The organism is Alteromonas sp. ABM1_013, from assembly GCF_056160505.1.
This window is the reverse complement of record NZ_JBSWXH010000002.1, coordinates 154,702-170,734: the sequence shown is the minus strand read 5'-3', so window position 1 is coordinate 170,734 and position 16,033 is coordinate 154,702. Positions and strand designations below refer to the sequence as shown.

Genomic DNA, 16,033 nt, shown 5'->3' with positions numbered 1-16,033 from the left:
AGTGGGATGTATTGGGGTTACTTCATTTGGTGCTGCCTAACAATTGAAGTCCCCCACCAAACCAATTAAAGTCGCTCAGCACAAACCCTTCTCACTTCTTAAAAGGCTTTAATTAATGAACATTGAACGAATGGAAACTAAGCAGCGCATGAGTCGTATTGTGAAGCACAATGGCGTCATCTACTTATGCGGGCAAGTATGCGCAGATGCCACGCAAGATATTACTCATCAAACTCAAACCATGTTAGATAAAGTCGACAGTCTGCTTATACAGGCAGGCAGCGATAGAAAGCATATGCTTTCAGCGACCATTTACCTTAAAACCATGGATGATTTTGCGAAAATGAATGAGGTGTGGGACAACTGGGTACCAGAGGGTTACGCTCCGGCGCGAGCTTGTGTTACAGCCGATATGGCGCGTGAGGCTCTGCTTGTAGAAATCTCAGTTGTTGCTGCTGAGATTGCAGACTAAGCATTAAAAGCAAGAACGGATTCTAGGCTCTATGATTGATGATATACCGCAATTGCATAGAGCCCTTCCATGCTAAATTTATCCAAATTTTTCTCGCCGTAATATCTCTGAAATAAATATCCTATAGCGTATAAGGTTCTCTGAAAGTGCCGTCAAAAGCACTATTTCAAAACGCACATTGCTCCGATACGAGTTTTCATGAAGAAATTGAAACGCTATCAATACGAACGATATGCCATCCTCTGTCAACTCGCCTACCCCGATGCCGACGCGCAATACGAAAAAATACTCGACCCTTTTCATGAACGACATCTTGTCGATAAGTACGGCAGAATGAGCGTGAGGATCCTGTGGGTAGAGAACAAAAAAGAAGTCATCATCGTTTTCCGAGGTTCCTTAGGCTTCAAAGATTGGTTTGCTAACCTGTTTTTCATACCCTATAAATTGCACCAGTTAAATAGAAGTTTCTTTGTCCACTGGGGGTTTGCCCGATTACTTGCGCAACCTATGTACTCAAGTACAAAAACCTCTGATGACGCCTTACCACTCAGAGAACTACTCGTAAAAGTATTAGAGCCACTTCGTGCACAAGGCAAACGGTTTTCATTTATCGGTCACTCATCCGGTGGTGCGGTCGCCGTGCTCATGGCCGATTATTTCGAAAGACGGTTCCCTAAGTCAGTAAAAAGAGTGGTTACCTTTGGGCAACCTGCTGTTGGCACCCGCTCTTGGTACAAGCATTACTTGTTACACCATCGAACGTATCGCATTTGCTGCGACCTAGACGTTATTACCTTTATGCCTCCCTTCCCTTTTTACTTCTGGCATGTGGGTAAAATGCTGTGGCTGCATGATGATAAAATTTATGAAAACACGCCTACTCACAGGCGATTTTTAATGTCTCTTAAAAGCTGGTTGTTGCGCCCTATTACCTACCACTACATGCGAAAATATATCCGCAACAAGTCTTTGTTTGACGAGCATTAAAGCGATCATTTTTGGCCATTTGCGCGTAATTTAAATGAGTTAATACACGCATACCCATCCCAATGAGTTAGTTGGCAGGCGAGAGGAAAGATGGCTTCATTAATGGTAGAACGCGCAAGAGCAGCACTCAAAAACGCATTTGTCGGCGACGCACTCGCTATGCCGGTGCACTGGTTTTACAACCCTGCCGATATTTATAAAGCCTTTCCATTAGGTATCGAACAATTTGAAGATGCTCCAACGTTCCACCCCTCTTCAATAATGTCGCTACACTCTACTCAGCAAGGTGGACGGGCAAACAAAGCATCAGCTAGCCAAAAAGAGATAGTGGGTGAGGTTATTCTAAAAGGAAAAAGGCAGTACTGGGGTAAAGACAACGTTCATTACCATCAGGGAATGAAAGCAGGTGAAAATACGCTTAATGCCCACTGTGCCCGTATTGTTTTAACCTGCGCGCTTAAAGGCTATGACGCAGATGAGTTTTTAAACCAATACATTAGCTTTATGCGCGCCGATGTTCCTAAGCACCCCGACACGTATGCCGAGTCTTATCACAGAGGTTTTTTCGCAAATCTCGTACAAGGCATTCCGGCAGAAAAATGTGGAGCGGTTACCCACGATACAGCTTCGATAGGGGCTTTTGTATCAGTAACACCTTTAGCGGTAGTAGAAGCAGCTAAGAACACTGCGCTTAATGACATCAAACACCTGTGTCGTAAGCATCTATATTTAACTCATCCCGACGAGTCGTTAGCTTCAGTCTGTGATTACTATGTAGAGCTGATATACAAATTGGTTCACCGCCAAGATGAATCACCCAAAGACATTTTAGATGAAATTGCGCGTAACTCAGCAGGGTTGAACTTGCCGTCCCTTACGGCAAAAAACAAAAGCGATATTGAAGTTGTAGGGCGCATGTATTCGCCAGCGTGTTATATCTCAGACGCCTGGCCCGCCGTTTTGTATTTCGCATACCGCTACGCAGATAATCCGAAAAGAGCGCTTGTAGCAAACACTAATGTGGGCGGTGACAACGTGCATCGCGGTTTTGTGTTAGGGGCCATACTAGGTTTAATGCACGGGGCAGAAATAATGCCATGGTTTAGTGAATTAACTGATGCGAAAAAGCTAAATTCGCTGATCGATTCGCTCGCCGAGGAATAATTAGGATATAAAAGTATTGTAGTTTAAGGCTGTGTACTTTCAGGGCGAAGCGAATGTCTAACTGAGCGCATTGTAAGCTACTAATTAATGATGTTCGCTTCACCCTAGTTAACTTTGTGGCAAAATCTTACAGCGTAATCGTTTGACCCGTTTTCGCTGCCTCAAATATCGCGTTAACAATCTTAATATCAGCAAGCCCTTCACTACCAGGTACCATTGGCTGTCGCCCAGTTAATATGGCTAGGGCGTCGTTATCCATTTGAAGTGTTTGCTGCATACCGTCAATAGGTGGCAGTGTTTTCCCATCAGATGTTGTACCCGTAACACCGTTGTAGCTCTGCATTGGTTTTAGCTGATACCAACCGTCTTTACAGTCAGCTTTAAAATGGTTAAACCCTTTTACTACGCTAGTGCCGCAATCCGCCACCAGCCCGTTACCAAAGTCCATGGTGAATAAGGTAGTTTCATCAACTTCAGTAAACTTGTTTGGGAAGCGCTTTGGAGGATGACTACCGGTAACAGACAAGGGCTCTCGCCCCGTTAAAAAGCGCGCACTGTTTATTGCATAAACGCCCATGTCATAAAGGGCACCGCCTCCCATATGCTTTTTCATACGCCAGTTGTCAGCTGGTCTACCCTGCCCCGCATAACCAGCGAAGCTCGACACGGCAGTTATATCTCCGTAGGGTTTCGTTTCAAGGTATTGATGAAAAGTGCGGGTATTAGGTTCGTGCTGCATGCGATAACCAATAGACAGGGTCACATTATTTTTACTACAGGCATTGATGATGGCCTGGCACTCCTCACTATCCATGGCCATTGGCTTTTCACACCACACGTGTTTCCCCGTATTTGCGGCTTGCACTGCGAAGTCTTTATGCGTACCTGTGGGGGTAACGACATAGATAATGTCGATATCGTCGTTATTCGCTATTTCTGCCATTGAGCTGTATGTATATACGTTGGGGTCTTTAATACCGTATTTTCTTTGCCACTTGGGAATTTTTTCTTCGCTACCCGTGATGATGCCTCGCAGCTCGCAATGCTTGGTGTGCTGTAGCGCTGGCGCTAATAAATTTGTGCTGTAATTGCCTAAACCAAGCAAGGCTACGCCTAGTTTCTTCTTAGGTGTCTGAGCGAGTAAATAAGGGCTGTGGGCAACGAGTAAACCTGAACCCGCTATTTGAAGGAAGTGACGACGAGTAATACCAGGCATTAGCCCTCTCCATAAGACAATAATCCATGTTTGATTTTAATAGTGCTTTACTTGCCTATACAGATCACCCAAATATTGTCGAAGAAGATACGAAGACTAGAGTTTGAAGGAATTGAACTTTAAACATGAAATTTTCGTAATATTTATACTCTTTCTTCTTCAAGATTGACGAAAAAATCGCGCAAATTTCGCTTCTCACCCAAGGCTAAGACATGGATAACGCTGGCTCTACTAACGAACAACAACGAAAGAATTTAACTGGTGCGTACCCTAAAATAGCCAAGCAAACTAAGTTGCTGAACACCCTGGTGATCTTCGCCTTTATTTACACCATGTATTTAGCGAAATCACTTCTAATTCCACTGTTCTTTTCAGCTTTTATAGCCTTACTACTCAGCCCACTTGTCGCCATTGCTAGAAAGGTATATGTGCCACGGACAATTTCGGCTGGCGCTCTAATTGTACTGTTGGTAGCCCCCTTTACTTTGTTATCAGTACAGCTCGCTGAGCCCGCCGAACGTTGGCTACACTCCCTACCTAAAATAGCTGCCGAAATAACGGAAGAGATAGAAGAAATTAGTAGCAGTATTGACGCCTTTACTACCCCTCCACCTCCTCCCGAGACCGAGACCGAAGAAAGAGAGTCTTCGATTTTTGATTGGTTTGGCGACAAGGATGAACCCGATATTCCGGAGACTCAGTCTGATAAAACAAATTCAGTGACCGACAAAATTAAGCAAACCGGCATTGATATGGGTTTAACGCTTTTTAGTAGCGCGCCTTTTTTGCTAGCGCAAATGCTGGGCTGTGTAGTATTAATCTTTTTCTTGTTAGTTTTCGGTCCTAACCTGTTTCACGTTTTCATAAGAGACTTTCCCGTGGTTACGGATAAAAGACGAGCATTAGTGTTAGTCGATCAAATCCAACGGGAGCTTTCTTCATACATAGTAACGATTAGTATTATAAATACTTGTTTAGGGCTGGCTACCGCAGGCGCATTTCATTACTTTGGTATCGAAGATGCCTTATTGTGGGGGGCACTAGTCGCTTTAATGAACTTCGTACCCTATTTAGGTGGCGTTGCTAGCTGCGTTGTACTTCTTGTTGTGGGGCTAGTTCAGTTTGGGCTTACAAGTAGTGTATTTTTACCCGCGGGGGTCTTTCTTATTTTAAATATCACCGAGTCTCAGTTGATCACACCGGCTGTTTTAGGACGAAGTATGCAGCTTAATCCACTCATTATTATAATTTGGATAGCAATAACAGGTTGGTTGTGGGGCGTAATTGGTGTGTTGCTTGCTGTACCTATCTTAATGTGTGTGAAAATAATACTGGCAAACTTAGGGGTGTTTAACCACTGGATAAGGCTTATTGAGTCGAAGTAACACCTTCTTATCTTGCTAAAAATACGACTTCCGTTGCAATGAAAATATGGAAAGATGTAATAAGTGAGTTTTATTTAAGGTGTTTCTAAATAAGGAATGAAGCGACCTAATACGATAACGCACAACCATAGCGCTATAGATAACCAAGCCACTACCGCTGCTTCTTTGCCTATCGTTGGTGGCTGGTGAGTCTTATGTAGTTGCGGTTTTACTCTTTTTACAAAGTAAATCGTATTAACACCGGCTAGCCCAATAGCCAGCATCTTAAGCCCGAAAGCAAGGTTAACTAGGTATCGTCCAGGGTCGCCTACTACAAATAAGACACCCGAAATCAAATTAATAGCAAAACCGATAAGGGCAAAACGGAGAAACAACTCAACATTGTTTAGCGGAATTTTTTTGGCTACACCTACAAGACGTAAATCTACGATCAGCAGAGCCCCAAAAAGCATGCTCAAACCTAAAAAATGTGCCATTTCTAATATTGGAAATACTGCGGCATTGTCCATAACGAAATGATTAAGCTGGCTTGATTGTAATGTATCGATCACTGTGGATAGAAAAGTATTCATTTTTACGCCCCTAACCTGTGTAGCCAATCAAGCGGCCAGCAATAATAGCAAACACCCAACAAAGCAGTGCGACGACAGCCAGCGTCTTATGCCTTTTATCGTTTTCGCTTGGTGATGACATCGCTTTTTTGACCATCAACTTAGTAAAAGTAAGCCCCAAAATGACCAATACAATTTTTACTCGAAAAGCCAAGTTGAAATAAAGTTCGGAAGCGTTACCGAAAAACAAAGCTGAACCAGATAAAAAGTTAATCACGAAGCCAACCAAGCCTATCGACCAATAGGGAGTAAAGGACGAAAGAGGTATGGTTGACGCAAATCCTAAAACACGAGCACATAACATCAATGAAACGCCCACCATAATCGCCATACCAATCGCATGCAGCGAGAGGATAATGGGATAGCCCCATTGCGTGCTTGATACAGTTGTTCCAATTTTTGTCTCTTCAAACCAATACAAAAGAGGTTTGACCGATTGACCTGCTCCAACTTTTTCTGAGGCACGTGTTACACCTACCCCACCTAAACTGTCTGACCCTCGTTCAGCGGTTAGATCTTCACATTCGTAGTCTATGTATTGGTCGCTGGTGAAGGTTACCTGATCTTGCCCTTCCATTGGTGACGCTAAATATAGTGGGTCTGTTATCGTATATTTTCTGGTTAAAACAGTGCCATCTTCACTTAACGTAAAGCGCTCTACAATCGTCATCTGTGTACTGTTCTTAGCTGGAGAAGGTGGGCCTGGTCTTCCCTCGGGGCCACTTCTCCCCTCACTAGGCATACCTTGTTCACCGTCTGGGCGTGGTGGTCGGTTTGCTCTTTCTTGCCCCGGTGGCGGGCCGCCAGGATTACCTCCAAGAGGCGCCATTATCCACCCTTCATCAAACCCTGTGGTTGTCACAACTAATTCCTCTCCTTCCCAATGTCCAGTAGAAAAACCGGCACGATTAGGCTGATAGTCTTTTGGAATAGTAGTGCCATCTAGATAAATAGTACGCTTTAAGTTCATGAAGCCGTATGTCAACGTAATACGTTTATCTGTTTGGTCAATATGATTAACCATCATATCGAACCACCAGTCCATAATGATGTTAGTTGGCTCACATTGATATCGAGGATTATCAGCGGATGTAGCGTCTTCAACCGCTTTTTCTCCGGCAGACGTTAACACTGCTTTGCCTCCGCCCCCGCCGGGAGGGCCTTCGCCTGAGCGAACCATGACCCAATTTCCAGCCATATTCAACGAACCATCTTCGCGAAGACGCTCACGCGAACTTGGGTCTACGGTCTGCTCTGGAGAGGTGGTCTCAACATCGCCGCCTTCATCATGATGAACGTCCTCTTCATGATGGTCCTCGTCATGCTCTTCAGCGTGATAGTCTTTGGAAGGCTCGTCTTCTAAAGCCCCTTCACTTGCTACAAGTACATTCCCTTGTTCATCAAACTCGCTATTTCGTGATGCAACAACGCCATTTTCAAACGTAATTTCTTTCATGTAACAAGTAGTAGGATCGGTTCTGTCTGGTGAACCTTTAATGGAAATAAAGCTACCCGTTTTGAAGAGCGACTGAGTCCAGCCTCTTCGCTTCAATAATGAGCCAGACTGCAATTCGCACCGTTTGTTTGTAACCTTACCTGTTTCATCAATTGAGTCGAAATACACGTAAGCATGTGGGTTAACAAGACGTACCCTAGTGATGTTACCGCTAAACTCGACCGTGGCATTGGTATCGAATTGTCCGCTACTTCCGTGATGAGCGAATGCTGACAAAGACATTATTAGCGCAGCAAATGCACAAAAATAAGCAAAGTGGCGCATTACTTTTCCTATATAAATGGTTTTGAAATAGTGTCACTAGCCACTTAGGTTAGACATAGTTCACACTACTAAGAAAAGATATTCAAAGTAGAAAAATATCATAGTGAATAAGTTTTCCGCTCACCATAGGATAAGTGTAAAGATGGGTTAAAGCTTGTGCTTGAGAGTAGAGGAATTATTGCCTGTTTAGCCACTGTGCCGTATTTTACTTCACATCAATTACTCACTATCCAAATTACCTCTTACCCTTCAGAAGAAGCCTCTCGATGTGAGCCAGAGCATATTAAGTCAACCTTTCACAATGCGCGGTACGATAGTCGCTCCACTAGACAGTTCAGCTGTGGGAAGTACTAATTTACTCGTTACCAGCTTTCATAGACTGTGAAAAAAGTGACCGTTAACTATGATATCCAAGCCGTCAATAAGCCCTATACCGAAACAGAATCTCGCACTACAACCTTGCGCCATAAACCCGAACACTGCTCGACAAACTGCTTATGAATGGGATGAGATTGGTATTCATCTTGCGCTTCAACACTTTCGAAAAACATGAGCTCAGACACATCAAAAGAATTATCAATAACATCGCGCTTTAAGGTATTGGCAGGTACGCCAATGTGAAGGGAATGAATTTGCGGTATAGCTTTTAGAGACTCTAAGCCAGCTATCAACTTCGCTCTATCTTCATTGGAGCCGGGATTGTTAAGCCAAAAATAAACCATATGAAGTATGGGGGGAAGCATACTACTTTTCATGCTTGAATACTTAGCAGAGGCTGAAGGTATAGAACTTGGAGAACTGGCACTAGCAGGTAATGCAGCAAAAGAAGCCAGTGCGCCGGCACTCGTTACAAACTTTCTACGTTTTATATCCGTCATCTTTGATGCTCCATGGTTAAGCGCTTTATCGAAGGTCTACCTACCATCGCACTATGACGAAAACGAAGCAACTATAGCCAGCTATTATTTAAAACAGCCAGCTATCGTCTAAACTGCAGCAGCTATGACACCGCTTTTGGTACATTAAGCGCTTCCCGGGCGTCATTGGTCAGTTTCACTAACGCTTTCCTTACATCCGTCGAAGACGCGCATAGCTCCTCGAAGGGGATAAACCAAGTCTGTTTTTCTGTACCGCAATGCATGCCTTCTGGAAATACACTGTGCATTATCGGCGCTTCAACGTTAACGCCTATTTTGTGCTGCAAGATAAGCTGCATCGCGTCCTGATGGTCTTCATTCATATGGGTAATCATGCCCTCTGGTGCGCTATGCCAGTCTTGGGCTTCAACGCGCCAATAGTTTTTATCAACCCAATGGATTTTTCCGAACCCACCAATAAAACGGACTCGCTCAGTACGAATAACGTAAAAATTGAAGTCGTGAGTTTGCTCGTATTTTTTAGCTTGTGGGAATAAACGAAGATACTGCGCTTTCACGTCATCTTGGTTCGCTAGCTCCGCACTCCCCATAATAGTCACGCGACCATTCGCCTGAGAGTCATCTTCACTAGCATCGAAAATGGTTAAGCTAACCTTGTCGTTCGCTTTAATATTGCGCGTATGCAGAGCGATATCGCTGATGTAAATAACTGCGTCACCGGCAGACGTTAAATAATAAGGTACAACCGAACCAAAAGGGTAGCCGGGCATTGATGTTGAATGCGTTCCCAATACACCGCTATGATGGGTCCGGCTTAGCTGTTTTGCTTGAAATGCAATATCTTGCATACTCATGGTTAACTCCGTTCTTGTTTATCGGTTTTCGCTATATTTTCGCTATAGTTAATGTGTGACGAAAACTTGTTTTTGTTCGTTTTTAATTAGGTTTAACTGGGTGTGATAGCACCGAGATAGCATATCGGTAGTGAGCACTTGCGTTGGTGCTCCGTCGGCTAAGCAACGCTTTTCACCCAGTAAAATAAGTCTGTTGCAGTAAGGCGAAATTAAATTCAGATCGTGACTTACGCAAATAATGCAAAGCCCTTTTTCTCGTAACGCGACCAGTTGCTGCATGACCAGTTTCTGGTGACGTAAATCCAGCGCTGAGGTGGGTTCATCTAACAGCAAAAGCTTGCCTTCCAACGTCTCATTCTGATCACTTGGCAATATTTGAAGAACTGCCTTGGCTAAAAAAACCCTTTGCCTTTCTCCGCCAGATAAGGTTTGAATATTTCGAGTAAGTAAGTGCGTAATGTCGAACTGCTCGGCTACAAGATTAATCAGACGACTTTTGTGTTCTAGCGATTCAATATGCTGATACCGCGCCAAATGAAGTAGCTCGTCGGCGATAAATCCAAATGGCGTTGCAGCGCTTTGTGCCATCACTGCACGCTGCTTTGCTAACTGGTTTGCGCTTAGCGAGCTAATCTCTTGCCCGTCAAGGGTTAGCGTTCCACCAGATGGCGTTTCTACACCACTGAGCATACTTAGAAGCGTAGATTTGCCACATCCGTTTTCACCCGCTATCGCTGTAAATTCGCCAGTGTTAAATGACAACGATATTTGCTCTAGCAAGCGCTTTTTACCTCTGGCAATGACAACATTTTTTAATGTAAGCAACTCAGTGTTTAACCGTTTATCGTTATCGCTTTGCTCTAAGCTTTCAATTTTCATAGTAGCTACACCCCACCACTAAATATACGGCGTTGTTGCCACAGTAAGTAAAGGAAAAATGGCGCCCCTACTGCTGATGTAACAATACCAATAGGTATTTCCATAGGCACAAATAAGGTACGAGCCAATGTATCGGCAACCATTAATAGCAACGCGCCCATTAGTGCGCAGGCAGGTATTAGCACCCGGTGGTTTACACCAAAAATTGCCCTGCACATGTGGGGCACCACCAAACCTACAAAGCCAATAATGCCGCACAGCGCCGTCGCTAGTGCCACAGAGAACGCCACCAGCCATAAAACCCAGTGTTTGTATCGGGTAACATTAAGCCCCATATAGGCCGCCTCTTTTTCACCAAGCGCAAGTAAATTAAGCGCATTACGTGACTTCATAAGACCAGTAAAAGCAACAAGCCCAGCTAGCGCAATAAGACCACAAAGCGTCCAGCTTGCTCCGGCAAGGCTACCCATGGTCCAGTAGCTTATTTGGCGAAGTGCATCATCGCTTGCTACATAACTAATAGCCCCTATCACAGTTCCGGTTAAGGCGTTAATGGCAACCCCTGCCAAAATAAGCGCGGCTACTGAAACGCCTTGCGGCCCATTTGAAAACCGAAGCACTGTCCATACAGAAAGTAGTGCACCACCAAAGGCCCACATGGCTACCCATATAGACTCAAGCGCAGGGATGAGGGGAGGTACTATGGTCATACTAAGAGCTGCGGCTGCGGCTGCGCCACCTGCAATACCAATTAAACCAGGGTCGGCAAGAGGATTACGCACTAGCCCCTGCATTGCACAGCCAGATACGGCTAGAAGCGCGCCAATCAGCATTGTCATGATCACCCTCGGCAGCCTTATTTCAGACAACACATACCAATGGGTGCTATTTGCCGCGGTATTTCCGCCGCTAATGAAGTATCTAAGTTGCTGTTCAATATCAATTGGTAAACTGCCGCGGGTTAACCCCACATAAGCACAGAGCAACAGCAATACAACCAATATTCCTATGCCAATACGTTTTCGCTGCGCGCGGGCATTAATAAGCTGAAGTACCACAGACATAGACGCACTATCGCCTGGCTTATCAGCTAGGTTATCACTGTGCTTAGCTGCCGAAGATAACTGCATTATTGACTCGTACTACTGTTAGCCGCGTTTTGCGCTTGCTTAATTTCAATAGCTTTTTCTGCATACTCTGCAACATGCTGAAGCGCTACATCAAAGCGAGGAGAAAGGCCCAAACTTATGCTGCTATCCATGGCTTCAACCAGGCAATGGATACCAGCAAAGGTGGCTGCCAACGCATGGTGCGTACAAAGGGCGTCCTTCGCGCTTTTCCCACGTAGCATGTGCCCAGCGGCAATTACAATATCAGGATTTTGCATCAGCACAGACTCTGCGCTCATCACTTTGTAACCTTCCACTGCTGCACCTATATTAACGATACCCAGCGTATCGAATAGCGCTTGGGGCACAGTATTTTTACCCGCAACCATTATTCCTCTGTCATTATTCGCCACCACAAAAAGCGCTTTAATTGGCGTATTGAACGCTAAGGTTTTATCTGCGAACTGCGCTTTTTGTTGCTCTACCTTCTTTTCAATATCGTGAACAAGGGTAATGGCGTTATCACTTGCCGATAGTTTTTCGCCAATATCCAGTACTAGGCGCTTAAGGCCACTTAAGTTTTTATCTACGTTAAAGGTAGTAACCTCTACGCCAGCATGGGCTATTTGTTCAAGCGCAACACTTGGGCCTGTCGCCTCAGCTCCTAGCAGCATTGTGGGCTGTTGGGCCAATACTCCTTCAGTGCTGAGCTGTCGAAAGTACCCAAGCTTAGTTAAACTTGCCGCTTCTTTTGGGTACATACTGGTACTGTCAGTAGCAATTACCCAATCGCCTCGTCCTAACGCGAAAACAATTTCGGTGATACTGCCGCCAGCGGTAACAATTCTAGGAGATGTAGTTTGCGGTTCAACTAAAGGGGCGCTAAACGCCCCTCCCGCAAACAAACTCCACCCCGCCATCACAGTACACATCGCTTTTACGGCAATAGATGAAAGTGAAAGAGCCTTTTGCAACATTGTTTACTCTCCACTTACCGGGTCGGCGCGGAAACTGTACGCACCTGATGTTCCCTCTTCATCGTAATAGCTGGTAATTTGAAGCTTGTAGGTAGTGTCGCCAGACTGAATTAAATAAACCCCAAACTGTGAGTAAAGTAAGTGGCTGGTACTGTCGTAGAAATACCAGTTGTTCGTAGCCATAGCGTACTCGCTAACGGTCTCTTCACTGAAGCCATAAAACTGTGCCGCTTCGGTATCCACGCCATCGTACGTTTCAGCGTCGGTGCGAAGTACGGTTGCATCATCAGCAATAGAAAGGGTAAATTCCCCCGCCCCGTCCGCACACGGAATAGATAAGTCCCAACCGTCGGCTTGTGTAACTACTTGCTGCATATCAAAGTCAACGTAAACGGCGTCGCTACAACCCACTGCATCAACGGTAAGTGCAACTTCTTCAGCAAAGGTGCTTTGCCCGTCAAGTACACTTTGATGCATAACGCCAAGGGTTATTTCGCCAATACCTCGCCCTTCAGTGACAATGTCGGTAACGTGAAATTTTGTGTAGTTGCTGTCAGAGGACACAATGTAATACGTCTCTTCATTTGGCGTTACTACGTGAGTAGTAAAGTCGTAGTTGTAAAAGGTATCGCCGATCACTTGGGTTTCTGTATCTGTGCTGAACGCTTCAGCTTCTGGTATATCGCTTTGAGTAACAGCTAAGTAGTCGTCAAGTTCGCTATCAGCCGTAGCATTTAGGAACAATTCAGATACTGGCGCGCCTGTATCATCATAAAAGTCGCTGTTATTTCCGGTAAAGTAAAGGCTAACAGCGGTTTCCTGGTTTGTATTCAAAAACACATTGGTACGCTTAAAGCCAATATCCCACGTGGTATCCGTTGCGGCTTCTTCTTCAGTAAGCGTAAGTTGTGTTTGTGTATCTAAGTCAAAATAAACGACCACAGGCTCTGATGTAGACCCTGTACTAAAAGGCCCGTAAATGGTCCCTTCTTCGTTTTCACCATCACTGCTTCCGTCATCTGAATCTCCACTGCCATCGGTTACTTGATCAGGCGTTTCAACTGAGGTGTCATCGCTACTTGAACCACCACAAGCAGTTAAACCGAATGTCATGGCAAGCAATAGCGCCAAATACGTTTTGTTCATGTGTTTTCCTTTTTTAAAGTTCGCCGAATTAACCAGCGGTTTTTAGTTGTTGGTTTGGGATCTGCCGTTAGGTATTTTTTGTTTTGATCTCAAACGCTGTTTTCTATGTCGGTGCTTTCGTTTAATGGTTATTTCAATACTGAAAACTCACGCCCAGATACAACCGCCTTGCAGCAATCGGCCTTGCGTCGAAAGTCCCCGCTAGAAGTGCGTCGGTTGAGCGATGCTCATCGGTGAGGTTTTCAAGCCCGAGGCGCGCTTGCCACTGAGGCGTGAACTGGTGCTGTACAACTGCGTTTAGCGTGGTAAAGCTGTCTTTGAAAACTGATGTATAGCCACTGGAAGGAGATACATTTCCCTCATGCACTCCGTAAAGCTGAAGGCTGGTGTCGGTTTGGCTAAACTGATAAGTAACGGATGCTTTAACTAAGTGCGTAGGGCGTTCAGGCAAGCGCTGAGAATTACCATCTTCAGCAATTAAATAACTGTAATTCAGTTGCCACTGCCAATTATCATTCTGCACGCTGGCGCTTAAATCTGCACCGTATAGGGTCGCTTCATCGAGGTTTTGATAAACTGAAATATCTAAACCTGCTTCTTGCGATGCGTCCACATCTACCGCTGTGGTGATAAAGTCATCAGCTTTAGTGTAATGAAGGTTAATATCAAGGTGATATAACCAGTCACTTTGGATCGGTTCTACTCGAAGGTTAGCGCCTAAGTTAGCATTCAACGCGGTTTCAGGGGTAAGTGCGTCGTTGCCAAGCACCATATAACCCAAGTTACTGTGGTCAAATATGTAATAGCGTTCCTTAAGGTTAGGCACGCGATAACTACTGCCAGCCCCTGCGCGAAGTTGCCACGAAGTACTGTCAGCACTAATTGACTGGCTTGCACTTGCTTTAAATGCAGTATGCCAACCAAAATCAGAATCGTTTTGTATTCTTGCGCCTGCTAAAAGCTGGGTGTCGTTTTTCTGCCAGTTTCCTTGTAAATAAAGCTCGGCACTTTCACGACTTACATCGTCAACTTCAACCGTGCCCGTGCTGAGGTTTTGCTGGTCCAGCGTGTCGCCATGTAAAACAAGGCCGCCTACCCACTCGATATCTTCGGTAGAATAAATTTTCTGCGCTTCTAGTTCCGCTAGCTGAATATCGGTTTGACGCAACCCGTTGCTGTTACCACTCTCTTCATCATGTGAAAGATAGCGCGTGTTGATATGCCAATCGTATTGTTGCTCAACGCGAAGATCGTGCTGCCACTGAGTAACGTTAGAAAGATAACTAATAATGGTGGCTTGGCCTGGTATTGATGACTGAGGTTTGTCTTTTTGCTCGTCCAGCCATTGCCCTTTATATTGCACGCTAACGCTATTTATCAACGTTGATAAAGACATTTGCACAAAAGATTTGTCTACCGCGCCACCATCTTGCGATGTAGTTTCGCCGTCGTAATCAAAACCCGGGTTAGTAATGTTCTGAGCCGTGATGCCAAGCTGCCAATCGCTTACTGCTTTCGCTGCAGTGACCCTAGACGTGTGCCCGAATTCATCACCGTCAATTGCATCATCGGTAAAATAAGATGCCTCGTAGTCTGCTGAAAACTGCGAGCCTTCTACCCTTTCGGTAATGATATTGATAACGCCGCCCATAGCAGAGCTGCCGTAAAGCACAGAAGCAGCGCCTCGCACAATTTCAATTTGCTTAATATTAGCCACGCTAATTTGGTCAAGGTCGACCGAAGAGCCTGTAGGTGAAATGATGGGCTGGCCGTTGATTAGCACCAGCACATGGTCACCATTGAAGCCATTTAGCTGAACGTTGTACCCGTCTTTTTGACTGCGCCTAACCACAACACCGGGCATCACTTCAAGCACTTGGCGTAGCGTGCCTTTACTTAATCGAGCAATCTCTTCTTTATCAACTACATCAACCTTCACTGGTGAAGAAGCCAGTAATTTCGGCGTCCTAGTGCCAGTCACCACAACGCGCTCTAGGTCATCTTCCGCTAAAACTGAAAAAGCCAAAGGAAGCGTGGCGGCTATGGTAAGTGAAGATACAACGTAGGCTCGTTTCATTTATTTTTCTTATAACGCAAATGATAATGATTTGCGTTTGATCTTATTTATTTAGAAACGTTTTGCAAGGCCAATTCTTAGATGCGTCCAAAAAAACAAGGTAAATGCCTAATAGATATGACTTTTTAATTATTTCTTGTAGTTTAAAATGATGAATGGGGAAATTTATAAAACTTGGCAAGATAATTGATTTACAAGGTAGGAATTAAGGTTTTAATAACGGGATTTTGACACTATGCGCCTGCCTACCAAACAACTTATCAATAAAATAGAAAATTTGTCTAATGGCCTGACACCAGAACAACTATCGAGCTTTTTAGATATTATTGACGCTATGACAGCACTGGTTGAGGAAGCGGGCGAATTTAAGGAAAGTAATAAGGGCAACAAAAAAGTTGAGCCAGTACCGGTGCCAGCACTTTCTAGCGCTGTCCATTAATCATTATGCTTGGGATTAAGAACCGCTATTAGTTGATAAATACTGCCCATTGCAATACT

Annotated in this window: 16 protein-coding genes; 6 read left to right on the top strand and 10 right to left on the bottom strand. The window is 44.7% G+C overall.

Annotated features, from left to right (window positions below; translation table 11 throughout):
• Positions 1-115 precede the first annotated feature (115 nt).
• From ACXAGK_RS05420 to ACXAGK_RS05410, 3 genes are all read left to right on the top strand, one after another.
• Positions 116-472: a RidA family protein gene (locus ACXAGK_RS05420; protein WP_474854689.1), complete on the top strand. Its 357-nt coding sequence runs from the start codon at positions 116-118 to the stop codon at positions 470-472.
• Between the two features lie 198 nt (positions 473-670).
• On the top strand, positions 671-1,459 hold the full coding sequence (locus ACXAGK_RS05415; protein WP_474854687.1) for a lipase family protein: 789 nt from the start codon (positions 671-673) through the stop codon (positions 1,457-1,459).
• A gap of 90 nt (positions 1,460-1,549) precedes the next feature.
• Entirely contained in the window at positions 1,550-2,623 is a 1,074-nt protein-coding gene (locus tag ACXAGK_RS05410; RefSeq protein ID WP_474854685.1) for an ADP-ribosylglycohydrolase family protein, read from the top strand.
• A gap of 127 nt (positions 2,624-2,750) precedes the next feature.
• Here the strand turns inward: ACXAGK_RS05410 and ACXAGK_RS05405 are convergent, their stop codons facing one another.
• A complete protein-coding gene (locus tag ACXAGK_RS05405) occupies positions 2,751-3,839 on the bottom strand; it encodes a Gfo/Idh/MocA family protein (protein WP_474854683.1) in 1,089 nt (362 codons plus the stop codon).
• Positions 3,840-4,051: 212 nt separating this feature from the next.
• Between ACXAGK_RS05405 and ACXAGK_RS05400 the strand changes: the two genes are divergently transcribed.
• A complete protein-coding gene (locus ACXAGK_RS05400; RefSeq protein WP_474854681.1) occupies positions 4,052-5,224 on the top strand; it encodes an AI-2E family transporter in 1,173 nt (390 codons plus the stop codon).
• Positions 5,225-5,298: 74 nt separating this feature from the next.
• Here the strand turns inward: ACXAGK_RS05400 and ACXAGK_RS05395 are convergent, their stop codons facing one another.
• The 3 genes from ACXAGK_RS05395 to ACXAGK_RS05385 form a co-directional block, all read right to left on the bottom strand.
• Positions 5,299-5,796 (bottom strand): DUF6644 family protein, encoded by a 498-nt coding sequence (locus ACXAGK_RS05395; RefSeq protein ID WP_474854679.1) that lies wholly within the window; start codon positions 5,794-5,796, stop codon positions 5,299-5,301.
• 10 nt (positions 5,797-5,806) lie between these two features.
• Positions 5,807-7,615, bottom strand: coding sequence for a DUF6152 family protein (locus tag ACXAGK_RS05390; RefSeq protein ID WP_474854678.1), 1,809 nt, complete (start codon positions 7,613-7,615; stop codon positions 5,807-5,809).
• A 428-nt stretch (positions 7,616-8,043) separates the two neighbouring features.
• Complete coding sequence (locus ACXAGK_RS05385) at positions 8,044-8,448, bottom strand: Dabb family protein (protein WP_474855581.1); 405 nt, start codon at positions 8,446-8,448, stop codon at positions 8,044-8,046.
• On the opposite strand from ACXAGK_RS05385, the gene ACXAGK_RS05380 reads away from it, so the two are divergent.
• Positions 8,369-8,605, top strand: a complete 237-nt coding sequence (locus ACXAGK_RS05380; protein ID WP_474809344.1) for a hypothetical protein — start codon at positions 8,369-8,371, stop codon at positions 8,603-8,605. The genes ACXAGK_RS05385 and ACXAGK_RS05380 overlap by 80 nt on opposite strands.
• Before the next feature lie 10 nt (positions 8,606-8,615).
• Here the strand turns inward: ACXAGK_RS05380 and ACXAGK_RS05375 are convergent, their stop codons facing one another.
• The 6 genes from ACXAGK_RS05375 to ACXAGK_RS05350 form a co-directional block, all read right to left on the bottom strand.
• Positions 8,616-9,347: a HugZ family pyridoxamine 5'-phosphate oxidase gene (locus ACXAGK_RS05375; RefSeq protein ID WP_474854676.1), complete on the bottom strand. Its 732-nt coding sequence runs from the start codon at positions 9,345-9,347 to the stop codon at positions 8,616-8,618.
• 48 nt (positions 9,348-9,395) lie between these two features.
• On the bottom strand, positions 9,396-10,226 hold the full coding sequence (locus ACXAGK_RS05370) for an ABC transporter ATP-binding protein (RefSeq protein ID WP_474805083.1): 831 nt from the start codon (positions 10,224-10,226) through the stop codon (positions 9,396-9,398).
• 5 nt (positions 10,227-10,231) lie between these two features.
• Complete coding sequence (locus ACXAGK_RS05365) at positions 10,232-11,356, bottom strand: FecCD family ABC transporter permease (RefSeq protein WP_474805081.1); 1,125 nt, start codon at positions 11,354-11,356, stop codon at positions 10,232-10,234.
• Positions 11,356-12,312 carry a heme/hemin ABC transporter substrate-binding protein gene (locus tag ACXAGK_RS05360; protein ID WP_474854673.1) on the bottom strand — a complete coding sequence of 319 codons (957 nt, stop codon included), beginning with the start codon at positions 12,310-12,312 and terminating at the stop codon, positions 11,356-11,358. The genes ACXAGK_RS05365 and ACXAGK_RS05360 overlap by 1 nt, the downstream gene beginning before the upstream one ends.
• A 3-nt stretch (positions 12,313-12,315) precedes the next feature.
• Positions 12,316-13,458, bottom strand: coding sequence for an HmuY family protein (locus ACXAGK_RS05355; protein ID WP_474854671.1), 1,143 nt, complete (start codon positions 13,456-13,458; stop codon positions 12,316-12,318).
• A 133-nt stretch (positions 13,459-13,591) separates the two neighbouring features.
• Positions 13,592-15,535 (bottom strand): TonB-dependent receptor plug domain-containing protein, encoded by a 1,944-nt coding sequence (locus ACXAGK_RS05350; RefSeq protein ID WP_474854669.1) that lies wholly within the window; start codon positions 15,533-15,535, stop codon positions 13,592-13,594.
• Positions 15,536-15,770: 235 nt separating this feature from the next.
• Here ACXAGK_RS05350 and ACXAGK_RS05345 point away from each other — a divergent pair, with 235 nt between their 5' ends.
• Positions 15,771-15,974: a hypothetical protein gene (locus tag ACXAGK_RS05345; RefSeq protein WP_474854667.1), complete on the top strand. Its 204-nt coding sequence runs from the start codon at positions 15,771-15,773 to the stop codon at positions 15,972-15,974.
• Positions 15,975-16,033: the final 59 nt, after the last annotated feature.